A 26,220-nucleotide genomic window follows, 5' to 3' on the forward strand; every position below is an offset into this window, starting at 1 on the left:
CGCTCATGAGGACCCTTCCCGGCTTTGCACCACCGTGAGTGCGTAGGCCACAAATTCAACAAGTGGTGCAACAGCGTGCATCCTCGACCACACTCTCACACGGGTGGTATCGGCATCATCACCATCGACTTGACCCCATACCAGTCCCAATACGTTGCTCCAAGCACACAGGCTAGACTGACCTCGGATGCAACCACACGATCACCAGCGCATAGACAGCGATAATGAGCGCATGATCGCGCAGGCCGAGAGCCCCATACGTGACCAAGACATCGTCCAGGGCTCTCGTGTCGTCGTACCATTGGCCTCACTGATCGTATCCGGGGCCGATACCATCAAGTTTCTCCAAGGGCAACTCACCAACGATCTCAATCAGGTCGATGTCCATAATCCGTTGATCGCCGCAATTTGCACCCCAGAGGGCAAGCTGGTCACGATCGTACGCTTTGAGATCCTTGATCCTGAACGAGTGCGTCTCATCACCTACCGTGAGCATCTCACAGCACTGCTCGAGCGCCTCACTCGCTTCAAACTGCGAGTCAAGATTAGCTTCGAAGTCGAAGAGCAAGCCTGGGCAGTCATCGACGACGACAGCACCTCTCCTCTCTGGCCCCTCGATGCCCCACTGATCACCACTTTAGAACTCTCAGCGACACAAAATCTCCCATCATCGGAGAGCTTCACCCAGCGACGCCTCGCCCATGTTGCCATCCACCTCCCAACCGACGCGCCCGGCGAGCTGCTCGTCGCGAGCGTGCCAACGCTAGTTGCTCGCGGGGTCAGCTTTACCAAGGGCTGTTACGTTGGTCAAGAGCTGGTTGCCCGAACCGACTCAAGGGGGGCCAAACCGCCCATCAGCCTCTTTGTTGCTCGCTTCCGTACAAAAGACGCGAGCCCCTGGGCCACTCTATCGACACCAGCACAGCTTACGACAGACTCCGGTGCCGAGGCTGGTGAGATCCGGGCCCTCCTAGTCCAAGAAGGCGCCGTGGTTCTTGGTGGCTGGGTCAAACGCCGCTGGTACGAGACCACCGGTCTCAGGGCTGGCTCGCTGACACTGCCGGCACCGCTGCTGACGTAAACCCGCGAGCAACCAGCACTGCTTTGGCGACCGCAGCGGCCTTGGCGACCGTCTCGGCTGCCTCTGTAGACCCGACTGAGTCGGCGACGATACCCGCACCAGCCTGCAGGTGAGCGACGCCCTTTGGGTCGACGACGACCGTTCGAATCGCAATCGCGAAGTCGAGACTGCCATGGGCGCTGAAGTACCCGACAACCCCACCGTACACACCCCGACGGGTCGTCTCAAGTTCATCGATGATCTGCATGGCTCGAACCTTGGGTGCACCGCTCAAGGTTCCCGCCGGCAGCGTCGCCTTTAACAGGGCGACATGACTTACCTCGGGACGCAGTCTCCCGACGACCTCGCTGGTGAGGTGGATCACCTTCGCGAACAGTTCAGGCATCATAAGCGTGGCCACTGAAACCGATCCAAATTCGCTAACCTTGCCCACGTCATTGCGCGCCAGATCGACCAGCATGATGTGTTCAGCCTGCTCCTTGGCATCGTGCTGTAGCTCGGTGATGAACTCTTGATCCTGGTCGTCATCTCGTCCCCTCGGTCGGGTACCGGCGATTGGGCGCACCATCACCGAGCCCGCTCGATCGGCGGTCACCAACGCCTCGGGAGAGCTCCCAATCACCGCGATGTCACGAGACTGCAGTAGGTACATGTAGGGACTGGGGTTGGTAACTCTTAGGGCCCGGTAGAGCGAGAGGGTGTCGGTCCCAAGTTCAAAGTCGAAGCGGCGCGAGAGAACGACTTGGAAAATGTCACCTGCCAGGATGTATTCCTTGGCTCGCTCTACCATCGCCACGTAGCGGCTGGTTTGGGTATCATCGAGCAACTGACGCTCATCGCCATCGGTCATTACGATGGGCGTTGGCTTAAGCCGCAAGTGAATAGAGGAAAAATCGGCGACGAGTTGCGCAAGGGAGCGCCGAGCCTCAGCGTACTGGTCGTGGAGATCGACCGTGTGATCAACTAGCGTGTTGACAATCAGCGTCACGGTCTGGGACCAGTGGTCGAAGACCACGAGTTCACCGACCAGTGACAACATCACGTCCGGCAGCCCAAGATCATCCGTGACCGTCGCCGGGATTGAGGGTTCGATATCGCGAACCACATCATAACCAAGGTAACCGAGCAGGCCGCCGGCGAATGGAATCGGATCCGCTGGTTCCATCGAGAGCGCAGGGTGCAAGCGCTCCAAGTAGTCAAAGATACCCTCGCCAGCGAGCGGTAGCAGCGGCAAGGTGCCCTGGACCTCGATCGCGTTATCGTACACGACGATGCGACCGATCGGTGCCCGACCAACGAGTGAGAACCGTGACCATCTCCCGATCTGATCGACCGACTCGAAGATGAAGCCATCACCATCGACGCCGACAAGTTCGCAAAAGGCTGCTATGGGCGTGACGGCATCGGCAAGCAGGGTCTCCGTCATTGCCACCAAGCTATGACCCACCGCGCGCCGTGCGAACTCCTCAAAGGTCATGATTACTCCTCCGATTGTGCGAGGGAATGGGTAAAACAGCTATAGGTACCGGTGTGGCAGGCTCCCCCACCTCGCTGGTTGACCCGAATCAGCAGCGTGTCCTGATCGCAGTCGGTGACGATCGAGACAACCTTCTGGGTGTTGCCAGAGGTGGCCCCTTTGTGCCAGTACTCTTGGCGCGAGCGTGAATAAAACCACGTCTCGCCGTCTCGTATCATCCGAGACAGCGCCTCAGCATCGACATAGGCCAACATCAAGACCTGGTCTGCCTCATCGACCACGATGGCCGGCATGAGGCCCCGATCGTCGTAGTGCAACGCCTGAACAAGCGACTGATTGATGTCGTTCATCGACCTTTTCCACCCCTCGCATCGTCAGCTATGAGACTGTTCGTTCGTTGCAAACTACCAACATTGCTTTGCCCCATAGCGAGTCGAATCCACTGCTCGTAGCCACAGTCTGTGCGGCTTGACTTCACCTTCACTGCTTGAGCCTCTTTCGTCGCAACTATAAGTACAGACCGGTACCCGAATCGATCCGATCCGATGCCACAGCGTGAATGTCACGCTCGCGCAAGATCAGATACGTCTCCCCCTGGATCTCTGCCTCGAAGCGGTCCTCGGGTGAGAACAACACCAGGTCACCCTGTTTGATACTACGCACCGCGGGCCCAATGGCCACGACCTCCGTCCAGGCGAGCCGCTTCGCAACCTGCGCTGTCGCCGGGATCAAGATACCAGAGCGTGCGGTGCGTTCGCCCTCCATGGTAGGAACCTGCACCAACAGTCGATCGGCAAGCATCGTGATCGCTTGCTTCTTTAGTCCAAGTTCGCTCATTGCGACCACTCCTCATTCATAACTTCACGGAACACATTGTCCGCAATCCAAGCCTCATCGTTGGCCTCTTGACGAACCACGACGCCTTCACGAGCCAGATACGACTTTACCTGGCCGATCGTGAGCGTCTGGAAATGAAACACACTGGCTGCGAGCAACCCCTGCACCCCAAGTTGCGCTCCAGCGAGAAAATCCTCCAGTTTTCCCACACCACCAGAGGCGATGATGGGCACATCGGTTTGGGCCAATACCTGCGCATAGAGCAACGGATCATAACCGCCAAGGCTTCCATCACGATCCATCGAGGTTACGAGCAGCTCGCCTGCGCCCTCAACCTGCACCCGCTCAAGCCACTGAGCAAGAGCGATCCCAGTGGGTCGAGTTCCACCATGGGTGACCACCTCATAATCGCCATCATGTCGGCGCACGTCGATAGCGACCACGACACATTGATTACCATAAACATCAGAAATTTCTCGAATGAGGCGTGGGTTCTTGACAGCTGCCGAGTTGAGGGAGACCTTATCAGCTCCGACACGAAGCAGGCGGCTGGCCCCATCGAGTGAGTCGACACCACCACCGACGGTAAACGGGATCATGATATTGCTCGCAACCTGTGCCGCAAGCTCAACCAGTGGATCACGCTGGTCCGTGGTTGCGCTGATATCGAGAAAGACCAACTCGTCAGCGCCAGCATTGCTGTAGAACTCACCAAGAGCCACCGGATCGCCGGCGTCGCGCAGTTGTGCAAACGACACCCCTTTGACCACTCGGCCCCCGCTTACATCGAGACAGGGAATCACCCTTACTTGCTGCATGCCGCGAGCCCTTCATCGACGGTCAGTGAGCCCCGATAGAGAGCGGTACCAACGATCGCACCATCGACATATCCTGGTCCAGCCTCAATGGCGGTAAGCGCCGCGAGATCGTCGACATTTCGAATGCCACCCGAGGCGATGAGGGCAATGGGGTAGGTGGCGATGAGTCGTTGATAGAGCACGAGGTCGGGTCCACCCGCCATTCCATCACGAGCGACTGGCGTGATCAGCTGGGTTACAAAGCCCTCCCCAGCAAAGTGTTTGACCGCCTCGTCAAGAAGGTACGGACTGGCTTGGCGCCACGCATCACTTACTACCCTTGGTTCGTCGTCGATAATCCGAAAATCCAAGGAGATGACGAGGCGAGCGCGCTCCTGCTCCTCCATCTCATCAATCCAGCTATGTGCACCAAGTGCCCCGGTTCCAACGATCACACGGGTCGCGCCACGGGCGAACAGTTCAAGCGCTCTCCCACGATCACGGATTCCGCCACCCACCTGAACCATCACGCCTCGTTTGGTTGCACGGCCGACACAGCTGGCGATCAGTGCGCGATTCGCGAGATCATTCGGGTCCCGTGCAGCGTTGAGATCGACGAGGTGGAGCGCACTGATGCCCTGATCGAGTAGACGATCGATCACCTCTTCGGCCGGACCGAATTGGGTCGCGTGCGCATAGTCGCCTTGGGTGAGTCGAACGGCTTGGCCATCGAGCAGATCGATTGCGGGGAGAAACTTCATCGTGAGTGCTCCTCGCTCCCTGGAGACCAACGAAGAGCGCCTGCCAAGAGCTTTAACCCACTGACCCCGGACTTCTCTGGATGAAATTGAACGCCCAACAGGGCACCCTTGGCAACCGCCGCTACGTACCGCCCACCGTAGTCCTCCCATGCGATCGCGTCAGCGGACTCCATCGCTGCGTAGGAGTGAACGAAGTAACTCCAGGTTCCATCCTCGATCAGTGCAAAGGCTGGGTGAGCATCACCCGCAACGTGCAGCCGATTCCACTGCATTTCGGGCAGTCGTTGTCCCGGGCGCATCCGTGAAACACGGCCAGCGAGCACGCCAAGTCCGCTCTGATCGGACTCCTCAGATCCTTCAAACAACAACTGCATGCCCACACAGATGCCAAGCAACCACCGATCAGCGCGTATCCTCTCAAGAATTGGCTCCTCGAAGCCGGTACTTCGCAGTCGGGTCACACAGGCACCGAAGTGTCCGACACCTGGCAAGATCGCGTGCTCATAGTCACCCAGGCGCTTTGGATCGGTGATCAAGTCGGGTCGATAACCGAGGCGCTTGATCGCGTTGGATAGCGACCCCAAATTGCCGATACCGTAGTCGATAATCGCCACCGCTTGCGAGGCCTCACGTTGGTTATGACTCGTCGACACACAAACACCCTGTCAACGCACGGACCACGTGTGGCCCCCTACCGAATTCGCCCACCAAGAGTACTCCGTAAGGATCCAACCAAGGCGTAGCACCGCCTCGTGAGTGTCCCATGGGCACCACACCGATGGCCGACGTGTTGCCATAGCAGGTCAGCATCCTGGCCGACCAGTCGACGTGGTTGGCCGAGGTTTGACAGTATCGGCGAACGACTCGTTGCCGGCGTCTATCGGAGTCGTTGATATCACCAACCGATCGAAGACCTTAACCATCGAGAAGCCCCTTGGAGCTGACCACCGAATGCGAGACGATCCGGGTAGCATCGTTGAGCCCGCGAGCCAGGCCTTTAAAAGCCGCCTCGATCTGGTGGTGCGTATTGCCTTCGGTAAGTGATCGAATATGGAGCGTCAGCCCTCCAAGGCGTGCGAAAGCGGTGAAAAACTCCTCAACATGCTCGATGTACACGGGAGGAGATCCCAAGGCAACACTACGGTTGCCTTTCAATCCAACCCACGCCATCCCCCGGCCGGAGATATCGAGAACCACCTGAACGAGCGATTCGTCAAGAGGAATCACCCGATCGGCGAAACGTTCTACGCCCACACGGTCTCCAAGTGCCATGCGCAGTGCCGTCCCTAACGCAATGCCGGTATCCTCCACGAGATGATGAGCATCCACCATCCAATCCCCCGTCGCCTCGACGTTAAGGCCAAACCGCCCATGAACGCCGATTTGTTCAAGCATGTGTGACAAGAACGGTACCGGCGTCGAGATCTCAACGGGCCCTCCGTCAAGATCGATCGCCACTTGGAGCTGACTCTCCTTGGTCATACGTTCGTAGGTACCCACTCGAACCATCAGATCTCACTCTCTAAAACTTCACGAAACGCAGCCATCGCTCGAGCATTCTCTGTTGGCGTTCCAATAGTGATCCGCAATGCGTTGTCAACCCCTGGCCAACTGCTGGCATCGCGTACAAGGACTGAATGCTCCAAGAGTCGCCCCCATACGGTGTGTGCATCATGGGGCCCCATATCCACCAAGATGAAATTGGTAGCCGACGGATAGGGCCTGAGGCCGAGCTCCAAGAACTGTGTGGTCATCGCCTCACGCTCGCTTATCACCAGCGCGACGACGTCGGTCAACTCCCGGTACCAGTCAAGAGCGGTCAGCGCCACGAGCTGCGAGAGCGCAGAGAGGTGGTAGGGCAATGCCGTCTTATAGAGTGCCTCAATGATCTCGGGGTCACCGACGCAGTAGCCAAGGCGCAGACCAGCCAGGGACAACGCCTTCGAAAACGTTCGCACGACGACCACGTTTGGCCCGCTCCATTCAGGAATTTGGCGGGCATCAAAGTCGTGGTAGGCCCGGTCCACGATGAAGAGTTGTTCGGGTCGATCCACAGGGAGGCTCCGCAACTGTGCTGGTTCTACCAGTCCAGTCGGGTTATTCGGGTCACAGATCACGACAATCGGGACATCCACATCGATCGCTTCGGCCTCGATCTGACCGTCGGCTCCACGCCGACCGAGTTGGTGCTCGGTTCGTGTCGTCGCCGCGATCTGGGCGTACATTCCATAGGTCGGGGGTGCCAGCCAGACACGTCGATTCGGCCCACCATAGGCCAGGAAGAGCGACTGCAGCACCTCATTGGAGCCATTTCCGACAAAGACACTGTCAAAACCGACCCCGTGGAGTGCACCTAAGCGTCTCCTAAGCTCCACCGCTTGGCGATCAGGATATCGATTGAGTGATGAGGATGCAAGACGATCTCTGACCGCTTGGAGAAATCCAGCCGGAGGAGCGATCGGTGACTCGTTGGTGTTGAGCCGGACCTCGACGTCGAGTTGGGGTGAGTGGTAGCCTTGCGCGAGCACGCCGGCGAGCGAGGGTGTCAACACGATGGCCGTCGCCGCATCGTCACTGACTCTCCATGTGCAACCAAGCCCTCGACCTTTGCGAACTCCTCGACCGCCCAACCGAGGTCTTCAATTGCAGTGGGTCCCACGATGACGGTGTGCTGACGCCGGAGAAAGTCCTCAAGGCCAAGCCCGCTGGCAAATCGGGCGGTGCCATAGGTCGGTAACACATGAGAAGGGCCGGCGACGTAGTCACCGAATGCCGCCGTCGCATCGGAGCCGACGAAGACGACGCCAGCATTGCGAACGTGGTGAGCATCGGCCTCCCCATCGCGATACAATAGCTCGAGATGCTCTGGGGCGATGAGGTTGGCGAGCTCGATGGCCTGATCTCGATTCGCAACTAAGGCGGCGTATCCGTTGTTGACCAGCGTTGACCTAATGGCATCCAAGCGCGGTGCCGACGCGACATACTCGAAAAGCGCGGTATCTACCTTAGAAAGATAGTCTTCATCCCACGTTACAAGCCACGCAAGTCCGTTGGGGCCATGCTCTGCCTGTACCGCCAAGTCGATGGCAACATGGCGCGGGTCGACGGATGCATCGGCTACCACCAGCACCTCAGATGGACCGGCAAAGGAGGATCCGATGCCGGCATCGAGTGCAACTTGGGCCTTGGCAAGAGCCACATAGAGATTGCCCGGCCCAACAATCGTATCGACGGCGGCAATAGTCTCAGTGCCATAGGCCAGCGCTGCGATCGCCTGGGCACCACCAACCGGATAGACCGACGCCACCCCGGCCACGAAGCTCGCCGCCAACGTCGCGTCATCTACCCCACCCCCGGATGACGGTGGCGTCGCAACCACGATGCGCCCAACGCCTGCCACACTGGCTAGCGTCGCGGTGTGCAGGACCGTCGAAGGGTAGCGGGCCACGCCTCCGGGAACATAGCAGCCTGCCGAAGCGACGGGAACGTTTCGTCGGATAACGGTGATTCCATCACTGCTCACCTTCGATGACGTAGGCAACTCAGCCTCGTAGACCTCATGGATGCGCCGATGCGCGACATTGAGAGCCTGGGCTAGGCGAGGGTCAATCGCATGGTAGGCAGCCTCCATCGCATCACGATCGAAGGCCAAGGAGGTAAGGTCGGCCCCGTCATAGCGCTTGGTGAGCGATCGAAGCGCCGCATCTCCGTGCGTGCGAACCTCGTCGATGATCGAACGAACACGATCAATCGTCTCACCAGTCGGGGCGGCTGGTCGTGGGATATCACTGAGTCTGAGCCCATGATGACCCCGAAGGTCTAGCATACGCAAGGCCTTCATCTGTCGTAGTAGCGTCTGCTTCGTCAATGTTTCACGTTCCCCTGGTCTTTGGTTACCGACTCCCAAAAAAGAGCGCCTCGCTCACGAGCTTGCCACCTAGGGGCACCATCATGTATTCGACATGATGGCCCCGCAGGGTCATGCAAGGAGGTTAACTCTCTAGAGAAGGAATATCTAAAAAAGGTCATCGCACAACCTACGGCGAGGCGTTGGCCAGCGCGGATGACATCATACTGGTTCGTTGCGTCACTTGTATTGGCCTCTCTTGGCTAGCGCGCGGACCGAGTCCGGGACCCCAATCTCAGGGCGCAAGCTAGGAGCACCCAAAATAAGTCCTTGTGTTTGCCGTGCAAGCACTACGCCTGCCCACGCATCACCATCGAGATCCTCGGGTGCATCGTCTGGCCACCCGTCGGAGATCTTGAGGGACCACTCTTCGATTGGCAACGAGAGCACCATCGTCTGGGCTAGCTCCCGATCAGTCGGCACGCGAATCTCCGTGCTCCTGCCGGGAATGAGCTTGTCGGTGATGACCGTCAGCGCCCACCGCTTGTGTTCGTCATCAACCAACGCTGGCACCCCAAACAGGACTCCAGATCGGTACCGGATACTCGATGAGAAGCTCGAGCGAGCGACGATGACACCATCGAACCCGGTGACAGCGACCGAGATGCCAGCTCCCTTCTTGGCCCTTCGCATCCACCCAGATGCCACCGAGCCATGCAAAAGAAGTTGATCTTGCGCGCGTGCTATCAGCGTCGGAAGGACGAGTGGGCCGTGATCGGTTGTGATCCCGACGTGTCCAATCATCTCACTATCAAGGAGAAGATCGAGAGCGCTCCGATCGTCGGAGCCACGCTGGGCTTCTCTCGTGAGTCGCGTTCGCTCCATCCGTCGAGTCTACCAGCCCACTCCTGGTTTCTTTACGCCAGATAACCGGTTGGTACGCACTTGGATAATCCGCATGGCCAACGCACAACTTTTTGATGATGTCGGCGAGAGCCGATGGCGCAGGCGACGCCAACTGTTCATCGACGTCGCGGTTGCGTCGCCGAGTTCGAAGTTCGTACCATGGGGTGCAAGCCCCATGAGCCGGTTGTTGGCGAACACGATGGTTCGCTCATTTCGGGAACGATCGCCAATCTGGACAACGCTGGTAGGGTCATGACCGCTAGCTCTGATCGTGTTATTACAGATGGCAATAGCCTGGTAACGACCCCCAACGACAACGACGCTGGCCTGAGCTGTCCCACCACGGGCAAAATGCTCTGAAAGATTGGTGAAGTCATTTTTGGCTATCAGGACGTGAGTAATCATCGAGTGCGGGCCAAAGGCATCGATATAGAGTGCATCAAAGGCATGACCAGCGTCGGGTGATGGTCCAAGCCAGCGAAACGGTGATGGGCCGTAACTCGGAGCACCATTTGAGGTGCCGGGACTATCAAAAACTGTGTTGTCGGTTACCCAAAGCTGTGAGGTGCGCTTCCCCGCATTCTCCACATCAAGGCTGATACCCTGGTTGGTGTCGATGATCCGGTTGTCCCGAATCCAAAGCTCCTGCGCCCCATCGTCGTAGATCCCACCAGCGTTCATACTGCTCTCACACCTCCCCTTCACCCAGGTACCTGCCGCAGTGTTGGTGGTAGTATCGCTGTTCGCCACTTCGTTATCTTGAACAAGACCCAACAAAGGAGGTGTTGTGCGGTTATACCAGCCCTCGAGGTCGATGCCTATGTTATCCCCATTGACCACCCGGTTACCGGCCACGACATACCTGCGTATATCGCCGTTGACCACAAGGTTTTCGCTATCGCCCGTACGGGTGTCTTCGATGGTGTTCCCTGCGATAACGACGCGCTCCAACGCATCCGGTACGCCACGCCCAAAATCATCGACCACAATGCCGAGGGCATCAACAGCTGGATTCCCACAAAACTGACGACGATCTAAGGCTTCGTCCGCACGGTTTTGCACGAAGGTGACCGTGTTATCCGCGAGCACGATCCCGTGGCAGCCTCGACGCAAGCATGGAGAGGCAGTACCTGTATAGCGCTTCGCGTTCACCTCCACGTCGATACCTGTCGGGGTCAACCTGTTCGACGAGGCAATCACGTCCTCGACCCGAAGGCCCAGGATCCCGACATCACTCGACCCCAGAATGACCACCGCAGGGTTGAGGGCGTCATAGCCCACACTTGGTGCCGTTTGGCCGGTAATCGAACCGAGCCTGACAATTGCTACAGAGCCTGGAGCCGACTCGACGGTAAGCCAAGCTGGGTCAACCTTCCCCACAATCCGAATCTGGTGACGAAAGACCCCAGCAAGGCAGATAGCCGTCGGGCGTGTTATCGTGTTGGCGAGACGCGCGATCAGAGTGTTCACCCGCCCACTTGAGTTTGCAACCCTGAAGCTACAGGGCCGACGTTGGGTTGCTGGCTTCACCCAAACGGCCTGCTTGTTGATGATTGCCGCCCAACGATTGGCGACGCCAGCCACCTTGCGCCGATCTGCAAGCGTGCCCACCCTACCCTTGTGTAGCTCACCAATCCGCACCAAAGATGGCCCTCGCCATTGACCAGTTATCCGCGACTCAACGATGCCTGGTCTTCCAAGATTGACGCTGCTCAACCAAGAGCCGCCCAAGCCAACTCCCGCCAGGAGCACAAGCATGCCAATCCCAAGTACGCGCCGCAGCCACCGCTCGCTACGGATCACAGAGATACAACGCGTAACCACGGCTACATGATAGAGCACCCCAAGCTCACAACCCTCCCAAGACACCGTGTGTGCACAGCAAGCCCGATTGACGACGTGAGCCGACTACGAACCATCGTCCACGCCGCGAGCTGTAGATCCCCGCAATCAGTTGGCAATCGTCACGTATTTGCACGCGTCAACAGTGATGGGTGATCGCCGGCAACAGATTGGTTGCTACGCCACCGAAAGCTTAACACAGAGCACCGTGCAACCTGGTTCCCACTCGTTGTTGGTAGTCTCAAACGATCACCGAAGCATTTGCTTTCCTGTCTGCAGTCATAGTCTTACGGCCGAGTTGGTGCCTACCGAGCCTGTGCCACGGGCCCTCGGGGGGCAGTCTTGTTGCGTATGACCGTCACGGCCTGACTATGGGCGAGACTCTTAGCAATCGGTGCCTCGCCTGGTGTAAGCTGCTTTGCAATGGCCAGCAGCTGAGGCACAGACGGTCTACTCGCCGTAGAGTTCGTCGGCACCGACGAAGAACATTACGTCACAGCGAGGCACCGAACCCGAGGACTGCGAGCCCTCGTCTCGCTGGGGTCGACTTCAGTGCCTTTACCGCCATCGACGCACTATCTTTTGTTCTGTCGTCCACTGTACTTGGTTGGACCCGTGAACATGGTTTTAAACAGCCAACCCACGCAGTCCCTTGCGGGGTCGTCTACCGACACCAGCGCTGGCTTCGTAGGGTCCCAGCGATGTGGCGCGAGTAGTTTGAGAGCAATAGGGAGACTGAGTCATACCGTGCATTCATCATCAAACCACGACGCCTCCTGCAAAGTCCCGGTAACCGCCAAAGAACGCCGACCCCTTCTATCTATAACGGCAGCGGCCTATCGATAACGGGAGCGGCCTAAGCCACCGTTAGTTACGCTCTACATGCAGTAGCCTCGCATAGTCGCTGGGCGCCTCCAGATACCGCATGGCCAACACAACAGTGTCATCGCCAAAGCGGCCGCGGTCCAGTCCGGTCACGTTCGCGTGCGGATGACTGCCAAGCCAGGCAACGAGCAACAAACGACGGTAAACGATCAGTGAGGCAAGGAGGTCAAGCTCTCCAGTTGAGACCCTTCGAACCCTTTGATAGCCGTCGAGCCATGTTTCAATGATCGGATAGGCGGTTGGGGCTGTCTCAAAGAACGACAGTGAGGTCGCCGCGTCGTAGAGAAACCAACTCAACCCACTGTCGTCGAAATCGATTAGCCCAAGCTTTTCATGGCTGCCGACAATGAGATTTGCTGCGCGCAGATCGGCGTGAATCATCCCAAAGAAATCAGGCGCCCTGGATGCCGAACCGAGTCGCTCTCTAAGGAGCTCATAGGCCGTCCCAATGACCTCACCCGCACGATCATGCACCCCGGTGTAGCAACCAAGTGCATCTTGCCATGTCCCCCATCGCGGCGGGTCCTCCGAGAACGCCCCAAGATCCCAACTCCAGCGCAACGTGACTCCGGGCCCGAACCTCGGCTGACCCTGGAACGCAAGGTGTAACATGGCTGCGAGCTCGCCCACCATGCCCGCAAGCCTTGCTAGATCGTCATGGCTTGCGGTTGCTCCTTCGAGGTACTCAAAGACGACATACAAACCGTCGCAAGCCGTGAAAAAGGGCCTGCCATCAACCGCCTCGAATGACCGTGGCACATTGACTCCCGCCACATCCCTCGCCACCTCCATCAAGGCAAGCTCTTCCACAATGAGTCGAGAATCCCGATAGCCGTCTCGGTAACGACGTAGGACGTACGATCCTCCTGGGCCCCGAAGCATCCAAGTCATGTTCTCGGAACGCTCTGCACCCACGATGCGTGCCCCCTCCAGGAAGGGCCAGGCGGTTACTATCTCGCTCAAGATCACGTCGTCACACTACTGGAATGTGTCAAGATCGACTGTCGACGCGATACAACCCACCCAAGCATCCAAACAATTACCTCGATGTCGCCAAGGCAGGGTAGTCTCGCCAAAACCATCTAGGACAAAGGTCACACGCTGAGCGCATGCCTTCGTGATCCAGCTACCCTAGAGGGAATGAACCTTTGACTACAAAAAGAACTGTCCCTGAGCAAATCACTTCACCAAGCCACGAACCAGAATCTCCTGCGTAGAAAGAGCGCCTCATTGTCACGCAGGCCTCGAGTGCCAAGACGCGAGCGATCTCCAACCCAGGTAGCACGGTGGTCCAGTTTGGCCACCTCGATTTGGCTTGACAGACCGTACGGCTTTGTGACCGTACGGTGCTGTGGCTGTCGAGCGCTGTGACCTTGCAGCCTTCGGTGGGCGCGCTGGGGTTTGGCTGTGCGCAGCTGCGGCGTGGTGGCTGTGAACTCCCTCGCTTCCAAGCAACTTGCAGCCACCGTCCTCGACCAAGGAGTGTCCTCGCCAGAGCCAGCCACCACCCATCGAGTCCAGACGCAGCACCCGGACACCGGCCATCGAAGGGGCACCAAAGCCTTTACTTGGATGGCGATTCAACCCATCCACTCGATCCCCCAACATCAATGAGCAACCATCGATACGTAACACGTAGAAAGATCGAAACGCCCCATGTACTCACGCAGATCACGCATCGCCAGGGTATCGGCCGTGGTAGTCACGTCGGGCCTTCTCTCTGCCGCAGGAGGAGCGGTGTGGCCCTACTTTATCCTATACCTCCACTTCTCTCGCCATCTTGCAACACCACTTGCAGGTACGATCGTCGCTACCGAAGGCTTCGCGACACTTGGTGGAGCACTGATCGGCGGCATCCTGGTTGATCGCTTCGGTGCTCGCAACACCGCTGTCATTGGTACCGCGGTGGAAATCCTTGCCTATTTACTCATCTTCCTCGCGCGGACCCCACCCCTCTTCTTTATCGCTTCGCTCGTATTCGGCTTCTCGAACATCCGATACTCAGCAAGAAATGTGGCAACATCGAACGCCTTGCCCGCCGACCTTCCTGCCACCAAGTTCTTCTCGTACGACTTTATGGCCTCAAACGCCGGCTTTGCTATTGGCACCCTCAGTGGGGGGCTGCTGATTCACCTGGGACGACCGTCGACCTTTCTTGATCTGCTGGTGATCGGCATGGCCTGCGGAGCGCTGGCTACTTTTGCCTTTGTCCTGCTGCCAAGTGATCGCCATGCCAGCAAGCATGCGACGGAGCCAAGCTACCGAGAGGCTCTGCAAGATCGACGACTTAGGTTATTTCTGGTCTTCGCCGTCCTCCTCTCCTTCACAAGCTACGCATCCTTTGACACCGGCATACCTGCCTTGATCGGTATCGCCTTGCACAAATCTCCCCAGGTCATCGCCATCGGTTTTGTCATCAACCCGATCTTGATCGTGTTCTTTCAGCGTCCCGTCTATAGCTTGGTCAACCGGCTCGGATTTCGCCGCACGCTCACGATCACCGCCCTACTCTTTGGGGTTGCGTGGATCGTGCCGATGGCGACAATCTTTGGCCACTCTACGGAGTTCGTCCTTATTGACCTTGCTGGGTTCGCAGCCATTTTCGGCTTCGCGGAGATGTGTTACTCGCCGATCCGAACCCCAGTTCTCCTCGCCCTCGCCCCCAAACGACTCAGAGGACGTTACTTTGGCCTTAGCCAGTTTGCTCGAGCACTGTCTAACGTGATTGCACCCGTGACGGCTACCGAGGCAGTGGGGCATGGCTTAGCCTACTTCTGGCTCGCTGGGCTCTTCGCATTGGGCTCGCTCAACACGGCTATCGGCAACCGATTGGGACGCCATGTCGAGCACGCCGAGGCCGAGGTGGCCAGCACCCGCCCTTTGGCGAACACCGACGATCCCCTAGGTGACAACGAGCATCTCGGCTAACCCGATCGCCCAAGTCGAACGATCGGGCCAAGAAAACACTATCGGCGAAGAAATGGCCATTGCGGGCAGCCCTGTTAGTGCCATAACGGGGCCTAGTGCATGGTGTCGTTCCCAGCTGCATCGCACAGTTTCCCGCCCGTGCGTGGTGCCGTTGAACACGCTGGCGCTGGAGCCATGCCGTTGGTCCCATGCCATTGGTCCCATGGTGGTGCCGCTATGGCAAGGACACAAAGCTCGGATCGAGCTCTTGGATCGTTCGAACCCCAAGCAGTTGCATCGTCCGTCGCACTTGACTCGACAAGATAGCGATCGCCCGATCCACGCCGGCCTCGCCACCGGCCATGAGCCCATACAGATAAGCGCGCCCGACCAGCACACCCTTGGCACCGAGCGCCATGGCAGCAACGATGTCAGCGCCATGAGTCACACCCCCGTCGATGAGGATCTCGAGGTGTTCACCGTAGGACTGAACGGCGGCGCCTAACAGCCGCAAGGGCGTCGTAGCTCGGTCTAGTTGACGCCCACCGTGATTGGACAGCACGACCCCGTCGACGCCAATATCGGCGAGCCGTGCGATGTCCTCGAGGCGCTGAACACCTTTCACGATGAAGGTCTTGTCCCAGTGCTCGCGCAGGAAAGCGAGATCGTCAATGGTCGCCGACGGATCAAACATCATGTCGATAAGTGATCCAACGGTACCACCGTACGAATGCATGCTGGCAAACTCCAGCGTCGGGGTCGTCAGTAGGTCAAACCACCAGGCTGGATGCAGGGCTCCATCAAGGAAGGTGCGGCCAGTAATCTGGGGAGGAATCGTCAGTCCGTTATAGACATCGCGCAGGCGATTCCCGGCCACTGGGACATCGACGGTCAAAATCAGGGCGTCGTATCCGCTCGCCTTGGAGCGCTCCAAGAACGAGAGACCGGCATCTCGATCGTGCCATAAATACAGCTGGAACCAACGTCGCAATGTCGGGGCAACTTGGGCCACCTCCTCGATCGAAGTGGTTCCCATGGTCGAAAGCGCATAGGGGATGCCGGCCCGCTCGGCAGCTCGTGCGACCGCTGGCTCGCCATCAGCGCGCATCATCCGGGTAAAGCCAGTGGGCGCCAGCGCGAATGGGAGCGCCGAGGGTCTACCGAACAGAACAATCGATGGATCAACCTCGTGGACATCTCGCAAAATTTGCGGGTGTAACGTCAACGAGGCGAACAGCTCCCGGGAGCGAGCAAGCGCGATCTCTTCATCTGCTGCCCCATCGGTATAATCAAAGACCGCGCGTGGTGTCCGCCATCGGGCCAACGTGCGCAAATCCCCAATCGTTTGGGCTCGCTCCACCCGAGCCCGCCACGCATCGAGACGCGGAACTCTCGGCTGTAAGAGTGATCGCAACCCATCGATATCGGGTAGTTGCCGTTTCATCTCGTCCTCCTTTCATCAGCCTCCATCCACTGACGACCAGCTTGGCCCAACCAACGCCCTCGTCGCGTCCTTATCATCGATGGTGAACCTACGCTGTCGGTAAAGAACCCAGCACTCAAGGAGCACCGACGAGTTGCTCGGCGTGTTCGACCAAGTGATCGACCCCGAACTCCACCAAAATAGCCTCCACCGACATAGGTCCAAATTTCGGATGCATGCCGCGTCGCTCGAGCTGGTCAGGTGTCAAAATTCGACAGAGGTCGACGGTGGCGGCCGCACGCATGTTGATTTGATGACGTAGCTCTTCGACCGAGAGTTTCGCACTACGCTCGATCCGATCAATCCGCTCTGGGGACGTCTTCAATCGCCCAAAGGGCTCATCAGGCCCGTGAGCGAGCACCCGCAAGACCTCGACCAACCAAAACTCCAGCATCTCTGAGACATGACCCAACACATGGGTTAGATCCCACTGCTCGCCGGAGGACGGATCTGCCGCAGTCATTACCGACCGATCAACGACATCGACCGCTCGGTCAAATGTCTCATATGCCTTGGCAAAGCGCTCATCGAGTAGCATCAATCTCCTCCCTCCTGCGACTCAATCCATTCCCTCGGAGCCAGCAATAGTGTCACGGTTTCAGTGATACTCCGAGTTACCAAGGAGACCCACGGCGATCCGTAAGGAACCAAACTGGAACCACAAGAGCTGGGTTCACTCGCTGGATAGGCTGCCACCACGCAACTGCCCCCTAGTAGCCATCGCGCTTAGTTGCCTACGAACACCACATTAGCACCGACGCCCAAGCACCAAAAACACCACCTCCGCACAGGCCGGATCGACTCCCCTGACACCACCATGTTAGGTCAAGTAGGCAAAGGATTCAACTGTGCAAGCAACGGCACAGTCTGGCGACCCGTGCCCGTTGCCAATGGACTAGATTGCCCGTAAGGGCTTGCAATGGAAGGAATTGCGCTATGTCAACCGTTCGTGCGCTCGTTTTGCGCGAAGCCGAGAAGCAACCAACGATCGCTATCGAAGATCTCGACCGATCCTTGATGTCCGAGCGACCCCTCAGAGTGCGGGTTGCCTACTCGACACTGAACTACAAGGACGCAATGGTGATGCGTGGCCTCGGGAGGCTCGTCCGTACTTACCCACACGTCCCAGGTGTCGACCTGGTCGGAGAGGTCATCAGTGATGAATCGTTAACGTTTAAGCCTGGAGACTGGGTGATCGCCACCGGCTTTCGGATTGGAGAGCTCTACTGGGGTGGTTACGCCCAAGAAGCGCTCCTTGATCCTGGGTGGGCACTCCCCTTGCCCACTACGCTGACGCCCCGCCATGCCATGGCGATCGGTACCGCAGGGCTCACGGCGATGCTGGCGATAATGGCCCTCGAACACGTGGGCATCACCCCAACGACTAACGCACCCCTCTTAGTGACCGGTGCCGCAGGGGGCGTCGGCTCAATCGCGCTCATGCTTGCCAATCGTCTCGGTTACGATGTTGCCGCCTCGACCGGACGCATGTCGGAATCGGACTATCTCACACAACTCGGTGCCGGGACCATCATTGCCCGTAGCGACCTCGACACCGGGCCGGAGCGACCTCTCGAATCTGAACGCTGGCTCGGCTGCATCGACTCGGTAGGTGGTCCTACGCTGGCTCGGGTCCTCGCACAGACCAAGAGCAACGGAGCCATCGCCTCGGTTGGCCTCGCGGGCGGTGCCCAATTCTCGGCATCGGTCATGCCGTTTTTGCTCCGCGGAGTCTCCATCTGCGGCATCGACTCCGTCAATGCTCCGCTCGCGACCAGAACCCGAGCCTGGGAAAGGCTCAGCGAGCTCCTCGACCGCGTCTTGTTGGATGCAATGGTCACCGAGATCGAACTCGACAACCTACCTGACTACGCCGATCAGATCCTGTCCGGCCATGTCCGTGGCAGAGTCGTGGTCAACCTACACTCGAGTCTCTAACCGTCCCTCAAGCGCCGTGAGGTCGATCAACCGCTCCTGGGTCCCTTTCGCCTCTTTGCGCTGGGCCTTGTCGGCATACATCGCTTGATCAGCCTGAGATAGTAAGGCTGCAAGCGATATCTTCTCGCCACCCTCGAAGGCCGCAACCCCAATAGAGACGGGAAGCCGCCGCGTGTCAAAGAGACGGCGTAGTCGGTGTGCTAGCTCCTCGGCACTCGCTCGATCAGTCTGCGGAGCCAGGAGTGCGAACTCATCGCCACCTAGACGCCCAACGACATCCATGGCACGCAGGTTGTCGCGCAGCGTCCGAGCAAACTTGATCAGGTAGTCGTCGCCGGCCTCATGGCCGTAGAGATCATTGACGGCTTTGAGGCCATCAAGGTCAAAGAGCAAGATCGCCAGGGGAGCAGGATTGCGAGAGAGTCGACTCGCCTCTCGTTGTAGCACCTCGAGAAAGCCGCGCCGATTCAGTAGCTGCGTCAACGGATCATTCGATGCCTGTTCACCAAGGATCGCGAGCTGGTCTGCGAGAGAGCGTACCTGGCGCTCGTAATCGACCGCCATACTCATGGCGAGCTCGAGCATTCTGCACAGCGCCACCAGCGTCAGCCGATCACAACGCAGCGGACGGTTTGAGAACACAATGGTAGCGAGGTTGTCATCGCGCTTGGACTCGAACGGCACCACAAAGAGCGAGGCGAGCGGCGAGAAGCCGATGTAGTCGGAGAAGATACGCCCTGGCCCTTCGGGTATCGGTGGCGTAGCCGTCGAGAGATCTATCGCGTTCTCGAGTTCGATCACATCGCCCTCACGGAGGATCTTGGGCACAACCCGGACCCGTTCGATCATGTACTTGGATTCCAGCCGCCGTGCGATCATGACGCCCATGCCACCACTCGCGGTCATGACCTGCTCAAGTAAGCTTGCAAGTGCACCATCGCCTGTGCTTCCCAGCACACCGACATTGAGTGAATTTGATCGTTGCATTCCACCAACCCCTCGTGAACTACATCGGCTGCTTGGTTGCTAGCCTTAAAACTAATCTTGCAAAGGAGGAAGATGTCCCGCGTCGAGCTGAGTGCGGTTGCACTGGCACTCGCAGCCGCCATCGCATGGGGCGTCTGGGGCTTCCTCTCCGATAGGGCATCGATACGTGCTGCCCCACTGACTCTCTGGGTGACCGTCGTCCTTGTGGAGGCCATCGCCGTGGTCCCCGTGGCCTTTGTCATTCGGCCATCCTTCTCGTGGCTCGCAATCGCCGCTGGTCTCGCGGGGACGATCGGTTATGCCCTGTTTTTCCTTGCGCTACGCCGCGGATCAAATGCCGCCCCGCTCATCGCCATCACCGCGCTCTACCCAGCCGTTACGCTCATCCTCCAGCTGCTGGTGACGAAAACCCAAATCCATCCCCGCCAAATCATCGGCCTCGTCCTCGCCATCATCGCGATCGCCTTCATTGCCCTATGACCACTCCTCGAAACCCACTCATCGCGCTCCATGACGCCCAGCTCGTTCGCGGGGGCGTAACGATCTTTGCCCATCTCACCCTCACCCTGGAGGTGGGCCATCGACTTGCCATTCTCGGACCCAACGGCATAGGCAAGACATCGTTGGCGATGGTGTTAGCTGGCAGGCTTCGTCTCAGTCACGGTGACATCGAGCTCTTAGGGCTTGATGTGCGTCGAAGCGATATCCGCTCATTGCGTCCCAGAATCGGATATTTCTCCGATGAGCTCATCTCACGTTTGACGCCAGACATGACGACTCGTGAAGCCGTAGCCCTTGGCCGATACTCAGGGCTGCGCCGAGAATGGTTTACGTTATCTCGCGCCGATTTCGAGGCCGCAGATCACCTACTCGCTCTCGCCAACCTCAGTGACCTCGGTGACCGGACGCTGGATTCACTCTCATCGGGTCAGCGCCAGCGCGCCTTACTTGCGCGTGCTTTTAGCGGCACCCCACGCTTGACCGTTCTTGACGAACCCACCTCCCATCTCGACCTCGTTGCTCGGGAGCTCACCATCGAAGCCTTGGAACGTATTCTCGATCAGCATCACCAACATGGAGCACTGGTCATGGTCGCGCATCATCTCGAAGACCTACCATCATCGATCACTCATGTCCTGATTCTGGGAGACGGCAAGCACTGGTTCGGCCCCATCGACGAGATCCTCACTTCGAGAACCTTGACCCAGGCCTTTGGCCATCCAATCCAGGTGCACACACTGGCCGGTCGTCGAATCGCAACCGCACGTTCGCGCTAATCGTAGGGCCTGAGACCACGTCAAGACCACGCGCTGGCCCAAGCTCCCAGCCTCTCGCCTCGGTCACCCAGAAGGCGCTGACCTCGCATCATAAAATTACGACCGCTCCAGAGCTGGGCAACCCCTCGCCTATCACGAGCTGAACACTTGCGGTTGTAGATGAGCCGCGAACCGGGCGCGACTTACCTTCCCTCGAGGAGGCGCAGCTCCTGTCGATAGCGCTTGGCGTTCGCCACATACAGCGCGACCGCCTCCGCGAACGCCCCGGTCCCAACACGATCACGAACGATCGTGGCAGGAACGCCAAGAGCCATAGCGTGCGACGGTACCTCCGTGCCGTTGGTGACCATCGCGTTGGCACCAACCAGCGCGTGCTCGTGCACCATCACCCGGTGCAGCACCACCGACGACGAGCCGATCAGACAGTGGTCAGCTACCGTGCATCCCTCGAGGTGAACCAGATGTCCTACGACGCATTCAGCACCGACGATGGTAGGGAGTTCAGCGGTGGCGTGAATGACGGTGCCATCCTGGACCGAGGTTCGATCTCCAATCACAATGCGACCGTAGTCGCCTCGCAGGACCGCATTTGGCCACACCGACGCCTCCTCTCCGATGGTGACGGAGCCGATGACGACTGCGTCGGGGTGGATGAAAGCGCTCGCTGCGATCTGTGGGACCTGGTCGCCAAGACTGTAAATAGGCATACGTTTACCTTACTCACGCTCTAGGACAAAGACCCACCGGTCCCTGCCATGCAACGCGATGAGAAAACGGCGGCGCCTGCTGCTAGCGTAGGGTTATGGATCGCACCGAACGACACCAAAGCACCCTCCAGACATGGGCCCAACTCGAGACGCTTCATGATCTCACATACTTTTCAAAGGAGTCACGCCAGGCGTATAAGGATCTCGGTGTTGCCGATTCCTGGGCCCGCTACTTCGCTGGTCGTTCCGCGCCAATGGGCAGAGTCGAAGCCGGAACTGTGACGGCTGCGTTTTATAGCTTCTCACATAGCGTGGTTGAAGCAGCGATCCCATCTGTTTGGGAGATCTCGCCGCCTGCGCAGTTCATCGAAGCTCGCTTTCGAGGGTTCCAAGCCACCTGGGAGCGCATCACCACGGACTCGCCACTGGCACCGAGTTCTGATTCGATCGCTCGGGCCGCAGAGCTGGCGATGAAGGCCGCCATGAACGGTGAACGTGGGGGACATCCGCTCTATGCTGCCAATCTCGGCATAGCATGTCCAACCGACCCCGTGTCACAACTCTTTCACGCAGCGACACTCATCCGTGAATATCGCGGTGACTGCCATAACCTCCTGCTTGGGGCCAATGGCATCAGTGGCTGTCAAGCGCATATCCTGATGGTCGCGATCGGTGCAGAGGACCGTGCCTCAACCCAGGGTTCAAGGGGTTATACCGATCAAGAGTGGAGCCAAGGTGAGCAGGACTTGTGTGAACGAGGCATGCTCGACAAAGACCAGTCGATTACTCCGAGCGGGCGTTCATGTCGAGCAGCGATCGAGCGCAACACCAATCTTTTGATGCAACCAGTCTTTGACAGCCTCAGCCACGCTGAGCTCTCCGAACTTGGGGCCCTCAGCGCGCCAATCGCCCTGGCGGTCAACCTTTCGGGTGCACTCCCAAAATTCACCCGCGCGTTCGAATTGCTTGCGGAGACTGAAGGTTAGTCGATCTCTGTTCATGAGTGTTGGCAAAAGTCCAGCACTATCGATCTGCCTCGCTAACGGCATGCGCTGGCTCAATCACCAGCGAGGCGTTGTGCCCACCGAAGCCAAACGAGTTGGAAAGGATCGGACCTGGCTCCCAGTCCTTCACGGGATCAGCCAAGAGGTGCAGGTTCGCTGCCGACTCCGGTTCGCCGAGCGCGACGGTCCCTGGGATACTCCTGCGCTGCAGCGCCAGCACCGACATCACGGCTTCGATGGCCCCCGACGCCCCGAGCGAATGGCCCATAACGCCTTTAAGCGAGGTGACGTCAACCCGACCTGTTGCGTTGAAGACCCGGTCAAGCGCCCTCAATTCGGCAACATCGCCGATGCGGGTCCCCGTGGCATGAGCATTGACCCAGGCGATGTCCTTGGCGTCAAGACGTGCCTGCGAGAGAGCCATTCTCATGGCTCTCTCTGCACCGGCGCCATTGGGTTCAGGCGCCGTCACGTGATAAGCATCGTTGCCACAACCATAACCTGTGATGGTTGCCAGTATCTCCGCCCCTCGAGCCTTGGCCGTCTCATAACGTTCCAACACCACGAACCCCGCGCCCTCAGCAAGTGCCATGCCCGATCGACCCCGATCGAACGGACCGTGATACGGATGGTCTCCCCTGGCAACCGCCCCAGCCGCATAGAGGCTGCTCACAATCGCCGAGACAAAAAGTGAATCCGCTCCGCCTGCAACAACGGTATCGACTCGTCCCTCCTGAATCGCTTGCATCCCTTCTCCAACCGCCTGTGCTCCGGCGGCACAGGCACCGAGATAGGTCATGCATGGTCCGATCACACCATAATGAATCGCAAGGCGCGTGGCCAGAGCCGACGGAATGACCTGTGGGACGAATTTTGGAGACACCCTTCGCTCCTTCGCCCCCACCATGCCAACGACACCTCCAAACGACGTTCCCACACTCACCATCGTGCGCTCATTGTCTAAGGGAACGTCTCCGGCGCAGGCGATGGCCTCCTTGGCGGCCACAAGCCCAAGAACGACCCATCGTTCATTTTCTCGGACGCTGCGATCATCAAGCATCTCTTGGGCAGCGAACTGGGGGACTCGCCCCTGGAACACCGTGCCATCGAGCCCTTGTGCCAACGTCACCGCTGGCTCAGAGTGAAACAGCCCGTCGAACGAGGCAAAGGCACCAATCCCAACAGGCGTCACCGCACCGACTCCGGTGACCACCACCGCCCTCGGGCCCTCCTCAGGCATCGACGTGGGCTTCTTGCGTGCTTTCCTCCCGGATCCGCTCCTTGGCAATGTCGGACAAGAGAAACTTCTGGATCTTTCCAGTACCGGTCACCGGCCACTCCTCATGAGTCAAGAAGAAGTAGTACCGCGGGACCTTAAAGCGCGCGAGATGTTCTCGGCACCAGCTCACAATCTCCGCACGGGTAGCGCTCTGCCCTTCGCGCAGCTCGATGAACGCAGCTCCCGTCTCGTCTGTCACCGGTGAGGGAACCCCGACCACATAGGCCTGCTCGACGGCCGGATAGCGAGAGATCACCTCCTCGACCTCCTGGGGAGAAACGTTCTCGCCAGAGACCTTGTACACTTCCTTGGCTCGACCATGGAACTCCAGATAGCCATCGTTGGGATCGATGCACCCAAGGTCGCCGGTGTAGAACCAACCGTCGTAATCAAAGACTGCAGCTGTGGCAACCGGCTCGTTGTAATAGCCACGGGTGACGAAGTTTCCACGAACTGCAAACTCGCCCACCGATCCTTCAGGTAACGTTACTCTGGTGTCGGGATCGACCACCTTGTACTCGCTGTTGCAATTTCCATACTCCACAAGCCCACTCGGGCCCCCGGGCTTAATGCGCCCCACCGTCGTGCTCACCTTCTCAATGGGGTCCCCCACTTCGGTGTGGACCGTGGCCGCCGTCGCCTCAGTTCCCCCATAGCCTGAGCACATCTCGCTCAGTCCGAGAACGCGAACCGCTCGCTCCCAAAGCGGGACCGGTGCTGGCGCCGCGGCACACATGAGCGCCTGCAATGAATCGGTTTTGTACGGAGTCCGCTCCGCCTCATTGACCAGGGCCAATAGAATCGTTGGAACGCAGAGAAAATCCTCAGCCTGCCACTCGTCGATCATCGCCAGAGCCTGACTCGGCTTAAAGGTCGCCGTAGTGAGCACACATCCACCCACAAAGGACACCGCGAGCAGTCCCTCCACCCAAGCGAAAACGTGGTACAGAGGCAAGGGTGTGAAGACCTTGCGGCCATCATCAAAGGCCCTCGATAGCGCACTCGAATACGCGCAGCGCAACAGCATGTCGCTCGTAAGCATCACACCTTTGGGCAGCCCGGTTGTCCCGGAGGTGTAAATGATATTGACGATTTCGTCTGGATACTGAGACGCTCGATAGATCTGATCGAGCGCGGCATCGGAGACTGAGTCTGCTGCTTGCGCAAACGACGCAAAACTGCGGAAACCATCGAACACCGGAGCCTCTGACGTTGGCAGCACCACGACCTCTTGCAACGCAAGTGGCTCTTCGCGGGTCTCCCTGTCCGAGAGTATACTCAGCATGGCCTTCTCGTGGTCATTGCCACCCGCACTCTCGTGTACGAATAACCACTTGCTGTTAGAGTGCGACAGAATGTAATCGAGCTCATCCTCGCGCAGCATTGTGTTTAAAGGAACCACAACCCCGCCAACCATCGACACCGCTAAGGCGAGGAACAAGAACTCTGCGCCATTTGCCAACAGCAGCGCAACATGATCACGACGCTTCACACCCAGCGCGATAAGGCCCTTTGCCGCGGTACGTACTTCCGCATAGAGCTCCCGATAGGTCACCCGCGCATCAGGTGTTACGAGCACAAGGCGATCCCCAAACACGGATGCCATCTGCTCAAAGTGTTGAGCAAGATTACGTCGAGGCCACGGATCATAGGCCTCAGTAAGGGATATCCTTCGATCAATAACCGGTCTCAGCACAGCACAACCTCCTTTGATCACACGGCCGGATCAACACACACCGCTGTAATCCATTGTAGGTTCACATGCTCAATCGGATCCAATCTCGATATGGACGGTACACAAACAGGTCCCCAACGGAACAGTCAGCAACAGATAATCCAACCGTGCGTCCAAACCCACGGGCCGACGCCACAGCAGCTCCCGAACCCTGGGGCTCCTGCAAGGACGAGATGGCATCAGAGTAAACCTGCCGATGTCATGCAGTCATTTTATCGTGGTAACCTATCTTGGACCCTCCCAACAGCGCCAATCTTTAACGCCAGACTCATCGAACTCACCTGAGTAGCTGGAGGTGTCCAACGCCGACCAACTGCATTCTGGAGGCGACCCGCAAATCGCGACAACGTAGCAGCTCGACGCGGTGGGCTGACACGCCAAGGTGCCACTGGTACGGAGCATGTTCATCACTTAAAGGCACAATCGACAACCTCGAGACAAAGACCTCTAGCTCATCACCCAGCACTTAC

24 protein-coding genes are annotated in these 26,220 nt (G+C 58.5%); 6 read left to right on the forward strand and 18 right to left on the reverse strand.

Annotation, left to right across the window (positions count from 1 at the left end):
- The first annotated feature begins 187 nt into the window (after positions 1-187).
- Positions 188-1,081 (forward strand): hypothetical protein, encoded by an 894-nt coding sequence (locus MP439_02680; GenBank protein ID MCI2974964.1) that lies wholly within the window; start codon positions 188-190, stop codon positions 1,079-1,081.
- Here the strand turns inward: MP439_02680 and MP439_02685 are convergent.
- From MP439_02685 to MP439_02740, 12 genes are all read right to left on the reverse strand, one after another.
- A complete protein-coding gene (locus MP439_02685; GenBank protein ID MCI2974965.1) occupies positions 1,038-2,558 on the reverse strand; it encodes a chorismate-binding protein in 1,521 nt (506 codons plus the stop codon). The genes MP439_02680 and MP439_02685 overlap by 44 nt on opposite strands.
- A gap of 2 nt (positions 2,559-2,560) precedes the next feature.
- Positions 2,561-2,908, reverse strand: a complete 348-nt coding sequence (gene hisI / locus MP439_02690) for a phosphoribosyl-AMP cyclohydrolase (protein MCI2974966.1) — start codon at positions 2,906-2,908, stop codon at positions 2,561-2,563.
- A 157-nt stretch (positions 2,909-3,065) separates the two neighbouring features.
- Positions 3,066-3,395 (reverse strand): co-chaperone GroES, encoded by a 330-nt coding sequence (locus tag MP439_02695; protein ID MCI2974967.1) that lies wholly within the window; start codon positions 3,393-3,395, stop codon positions 3,066-3,068.
- The gene (gene hisF, locus MP439_02700; protein ID MCI2974968.1) at positions 3,392-4,213 is read right to left on the reverse strand and encodes an imidazole glycerol phosphate synthase subunit HisF; all 822 of its coding nucleotides are present in this window, start codon (positions 4,211-4,213) and stop codon (positions 3,392-3,394) included. The genes MP439_02695 and hisF overlap by 4 nt, the downstream gene beginning before the upstream one ends.
- Positions 4,201-4,953 carry a HisA/HisF-related TIM barrel protein gene (locus tag MP439_02705; GenBank protein MCI2974969.1) on the reverse strand — a complete coding sequence of 251 codons (753 nt, stop codon included), beginning with the start codon at positions 4,951-4,953 and terminating at the stop codon, positions 4,201-4,203. The genes hisF and MP439_02705 overlap by 13 nt, the downstream gene beginning before the upstream one ends.
- Complete coding sequence (hisH, locus tag MP439_02710; GenBank protein MCI2974970.1) at positions 4,950-5,606, reverse strand: imidazole glycerol phosphate synthase subunit HisH; 657 nt, start codon at positions 5,604-5,606, stop codon at positions 4,950-4,952. Before hisH ends, MP439_02705 begins: the two co-directional genes overlap by 4 nt.
- 262 nt (positions 5,607-5,868) lie before the next feature.
- The gene (locus MP439_02715; protein ID MCI2974971.1) at positions 5,869-6,462 is read right to left on the reverse strand and encodes an imidazoleglycerol-phosphate dehydratase; all 594 of its coding nucleotides are present in this window, start codon (positions 6,460-6,462) and stop codon (positions 5,869-5,871) included.
- Complete coding sequence (locus MP439_02720; GenBank protein MCI2974972.1) at positions 6,462-7,505, reverse strand: aminotransferase class I/II-fold pyridoxal phosphate-dependent enzyme; 1,044 nt, start codon at positions 7,503-7,505, stop codon at positions 6,462-6,464. The genes MP439_02715 and MP439_02720 overlap by 1 nt, the downstream gene beginning before the upstream one ends.
- Positions 7,499-8,821: a histidinol dehydrogenase gene (gene hisD, locus MP439_02725; GenBank protein MCI2974973.1), complete on the reverse strand. Its 1,323-nt coding sequence runs from the start codon at positions 8,819-8,821 to the stop codon at positions 7,499-7,501. Before hisD ends, MP439_02720 begins: the two co-directional genes overlap by 7 nt.
- Positions 8,822-9,040: 219 nt before the next feature.
- Positions 9,041-9,685, reverse strand: a complete 645-nt coding sequence (locus MP439_02730) for a pyridoxamine 5'-phosphate oxidase family protein (GenBank protein MCI2974974.1) — start codon at positions 9,683-9,685, stop codon at positions 9,041-9,043.
- 9 nt (positions 9,686-9,694) lie between these two features.
- Positions 9,695-11,464: a hypothetical protein gene (locus MP439_02735; GenBank protein MCI2974975.1), complete on the reverse strand. Its 1,770-nt coding sequence runs from the start codon at positions 11,462-11,464 to the stop codon at positions 9,695-9,697.
- Positions 11,465-12,415: 951 nt separating this feature from the next.
- Positions 12,416-13,396 (reverse strand): phosphotransferase, encoded by a 981-nt coding sequence (locus tag MP439_02740; GenBank protein MCI2974976.1) that lies wholly within the window; start codon positions 13,394-13,396, stop codon positions 12,416-12,418.
- A 732-nt stretch (positions 13,397-14,128) separates the two neighbouring features.
- Between MP439_02740 and MP439_02745 the strand changes: the two genes are divergently transcribed.
- The gene (locus MP439_02745; protein ID MCI2974977.1) at positions 14,129-15,361 is read left to right on the forward strand and encodes an MFS transporter; all 1,233 of its coding nucleotides are present in this window, start codon (positions 14,129-14,131) and stop codon (positions 15,359-15,361) included.
- 214 nt (positions 15,362-15,575) lie between these two features.
- Here the strand turns inward: MP439_02745 and MP439_02750 are convergent, their stop codons facing one another.
- Positions 15,576-16,784 (reverse strand): alpha-hydroxy-acid oxidizing protein, encoded by a 1,209-nt coding sequence (locus MP439_02750; GenBank protein ID MCI2974978.1) that lies wholly within the window; start codon positions 16,782-16,784, stop codon positions 15,576-15,578.
- Positions 16,785-16,899: 115 nt separating this feature from the next.
- Positions 16,900-17,361 (reverse strand): DinB family protein, encoded by a 462-nt coding sequence (locus MP439_02755; protein MCI2974979.1) that lies wholly within the window; start codon positions 17,359-17,361, stop codon positions 16,900-16,902.
- A 398-nt stretch (positions 17,362-17,759) separates the two neighbouring features.
- Between MP439_02755 and MP439_02760 the strand changes: the two genes are divergently transcribed.
- The gene (locus tag MP439_02760) at positions 17,760-18,761 is read left to right on the forward strand and encodes an oxidoreductase (GenBank protein ID MCI2974980.1); all 1,002 of its coding nucleotides are present in this window, start codon (positions 17,760-17,762) and stop codon (positions 18,759-18,761) included.
- Here the strand turns inward: MP439_02760 and MP439_02765 are convergent.
- On the reverse strand, positions 18,744-19,748 hold the full coding sequence (locus MP439_02765) for a GGDEF domain-containing protein (protein ID MCI2974981.1): 1,005 nt from the start codon (positions 19,746-19,748) through the stop codon (positions 18,744-18,746). The two genes, MP439_02760 and MP439_02765, sit on opposite strands and share 18 nt — an antisense overlap.
- 72 nt (positions 19,749-19,820) lie before the next feature.
- On the opposite strand from MP439_02765, the gene MP439_02770 reads away from it, so the two are divergent.
- Positions 19,821-20,228 carry an EamA family transporter gene (locus MP439_02770; GenBank protein MCI2974982.1) on the forward strand — a complete coding sequence of 136 codons (408 nt, stop codon included), beginning with the start codon at positions 19,821-19,823 and terminating at the stop codon, positions 20,226-20,228.
- Complete coding sequence (locus MP439_02775) at positions 20,225-21,025, forward strand: ABC transporter ATP-binding protein (GenBank protein MCI2974983.1); 801 nt, start codon at positions 20,225-20,227, stop codon at positions 21,023-21,025. Before MP439_02770 ends, MP439_02775 begins: the two co-directional genes overlap by 4 nt.
- 182 nt (positions 21,026-21,207) lie before the next feature.
- On the opposite strand, the gene MP439_02780 is transcribed toward MP439_02775, so the two are convergent.
- Positions 21,208-21,732 carry a gamma carbonic anhydrase family protein gene (locus MP439_02780; protein ID MCI2974984.1) on the reverse strand — a complete coding sequence of 175 codons (525 nt, stop codon included), beginning with the start codon at positions 21,730-21,732 and terminating at the stop codon, positions 21,208-21,210.
- A gap of 95 nt (positions 21,733-21,827) precedes the next feature.
- Between MP439_02780 and MP439_02785 the strand changes: the two genes are divergently transcribed.
- Positions 21,828-22,718: a hypothetical protein gene (locus MP439_02785; protein ID MCI2974985.1), complete on the forward strand. Its 891-nt coding sequence runs from the start codon at positions 21,828-21,830 to the stop codon at positions 22,716-22,718.
- Positions 22,719-22,755: 37 nt separating this feature from the next.
- Here MP439_02785 and MP439_02790 read toward each other — a convergent pair whose 3' ends face one another.
- Complete coding sequence (locus tag MP439_02790; protein MCI2974986.1) at positions 22,756-23,976, reverse strand: beta-ketoacyl-[acyl-carrier-protein] synthase family protein; 1,221 nt, start codon at positions 23,974-23,976, stop codon at positions 22,756-22,758.
- Positions 23,969-25,711, reverse strand: coding sequence for an acyl--CoA ligase (locus MP439_02795; GenBank protein ID MCI2974987.1), 1,743 nt, complete (start codon positions 25,709-25,711; stop codon positions 23,969-23,971). The genes MP439_02790 and MP439_02795 overlap by 8 nt, the downstream gene beginning before the upstream one ends.
- Positions 25,712-26,220 lie beyond the last annotated feature (509 nt).

This window comes from Ferrimicrobium sp., from assembly GCA_022690815.1.
Taxonomy (GTDB): domain Bacteria; phylum Actinomycetota; class Acidimicrobiia; order Acidimicrobiales; family Acidimicrobiaceae; genus Ferrimicrobium.

Excerpts from the sequence above, each read along its gene's own strand:
- MP439_02750 (MCI2974978.1), bottom strand. The coding sequence starts at position 16,784 with ATGAAACGGCAACTACCCGATATCGATGGGTTGCGATCACTCTTACAG.
- hisF (MCI2974968.1), bottom strand. The coding sequence starts at position 4,213 with ATGCAGCAAGTAAGGGTGATTCCCTGTCTCGATGTAAGCGGGGGCCGA.
- MP439_02785 (MCI2974985.1), top strand. The coding sequence starts at position 21,828 with ATGGATCGCACCGAACGACACCAAAGCACCCTCCAGACATGGGCCCAA.
- MP439_02735 (MCI2974975.1), bottom strand. The coding sequence starts at position 11,464 with ATGCTTGTGCTCCTGGCGGGAGTTGGCTTGGGCGGCTCTTGGTTGAGC.
- MP439_02770 (MCI2974982.1), top strand. The coding sequence starts at position 19,821 with ATGTCCCGCGTCGAGCTGAGTGCGGTTGCACTGGCACTCGCAGCCGCC.
- MP439_02730 (MCI2974974.1), bottom strand. The coding sequence starts at position 9,685 with ATGGAGCGAACGCGACTCACGAGAGAAGCCCAGCGTGGCTCCGACGAT.
- MP439_02695 (MCI2974967.1), bottom strand. The coding sequence starts at position 3,395 with ATGAGCGAACTTGGACTAAAGAAGCAAGCGATCACGATGCTTGCCGAT.
- MP439_02755 (MCI2974979.1), bottom strand. The coding sequence starts at position 17,361 with ATGCTACTCGATGAGCGCTTTGCCAAGGCATATGAGACATTTGACCGA.
- MP439_02780 (MCI2974984.1), bottom strand. The coding sequence starts at position 21,732 with ATGCCTATTTACAGTCTTGGCGACCAGGTCCCACAGATCGCAGCGAGC.
- MP439_02790 (MCI2974986.1), bottom strand. The coding sequence starts at position 23,976 with ATGCCTGAGGAGGGCCCGAGGGCGGTGGTGGTCACCGGAGTCGGTGCG.
- MP439_02760 (MCI2974980.1), top strand. The coding sequence starts at position 17,760 with ATGTCAACCGTTCGTGCGCTCGTTTTGCGCGAAGCCGAGAAGCAACCA.
- MP439_02775 (MCI2974983.1), top strand. The coding sequence starts at position 20,225 with ATGACCACTCCTCGAAACCCACTCATCGCGCTCCATGACGCCCAGCTC.
- MP439_02765 (MCI2974981.1), bottom strand. The coding sequence starts at position 19,748 with ATGCAACGATCAAATTCACTCAATGTCGGTGTGCTGGGAAGCACAGGC.
- hisI (MCI2974966.1), bottom strand. The coding sequence starts at position 2,908 with ATGAACGACATCAATCAGTCGCTTGTTCAGGCGTTGCACTACGACGAT.
- MP439_02685 (MCI2974965.1), bottom strand. The coding sequence starts at position 2,558 with ATGACCTTTGAGGAGTTCGCACGGCGCGCGGTGGGTCATAGCTTGGTG.
- MP439_02715 (MCI2974971.1), bottom strand. The coding sequence starts at position 6,462 with ATGGTTCGAGTGGGTACCTACGAACGTATGACCAAGGAGAGTCAGCTC.
- MP439_02680 (MCI2974964.1), top strand. The coding sequence starts at position 188 with ATGCAACCACACGATCACCAGCGCATAGACAGCGATAATGAGCGCATG.
- MP439_02705 (MCI2974969.1), bottom strand. The coding sequence starts at position 4,953 with ATGAAGTTTCTCCCCGCAATCGATCTGCTCGATGGCCAAGCCGTTCGA.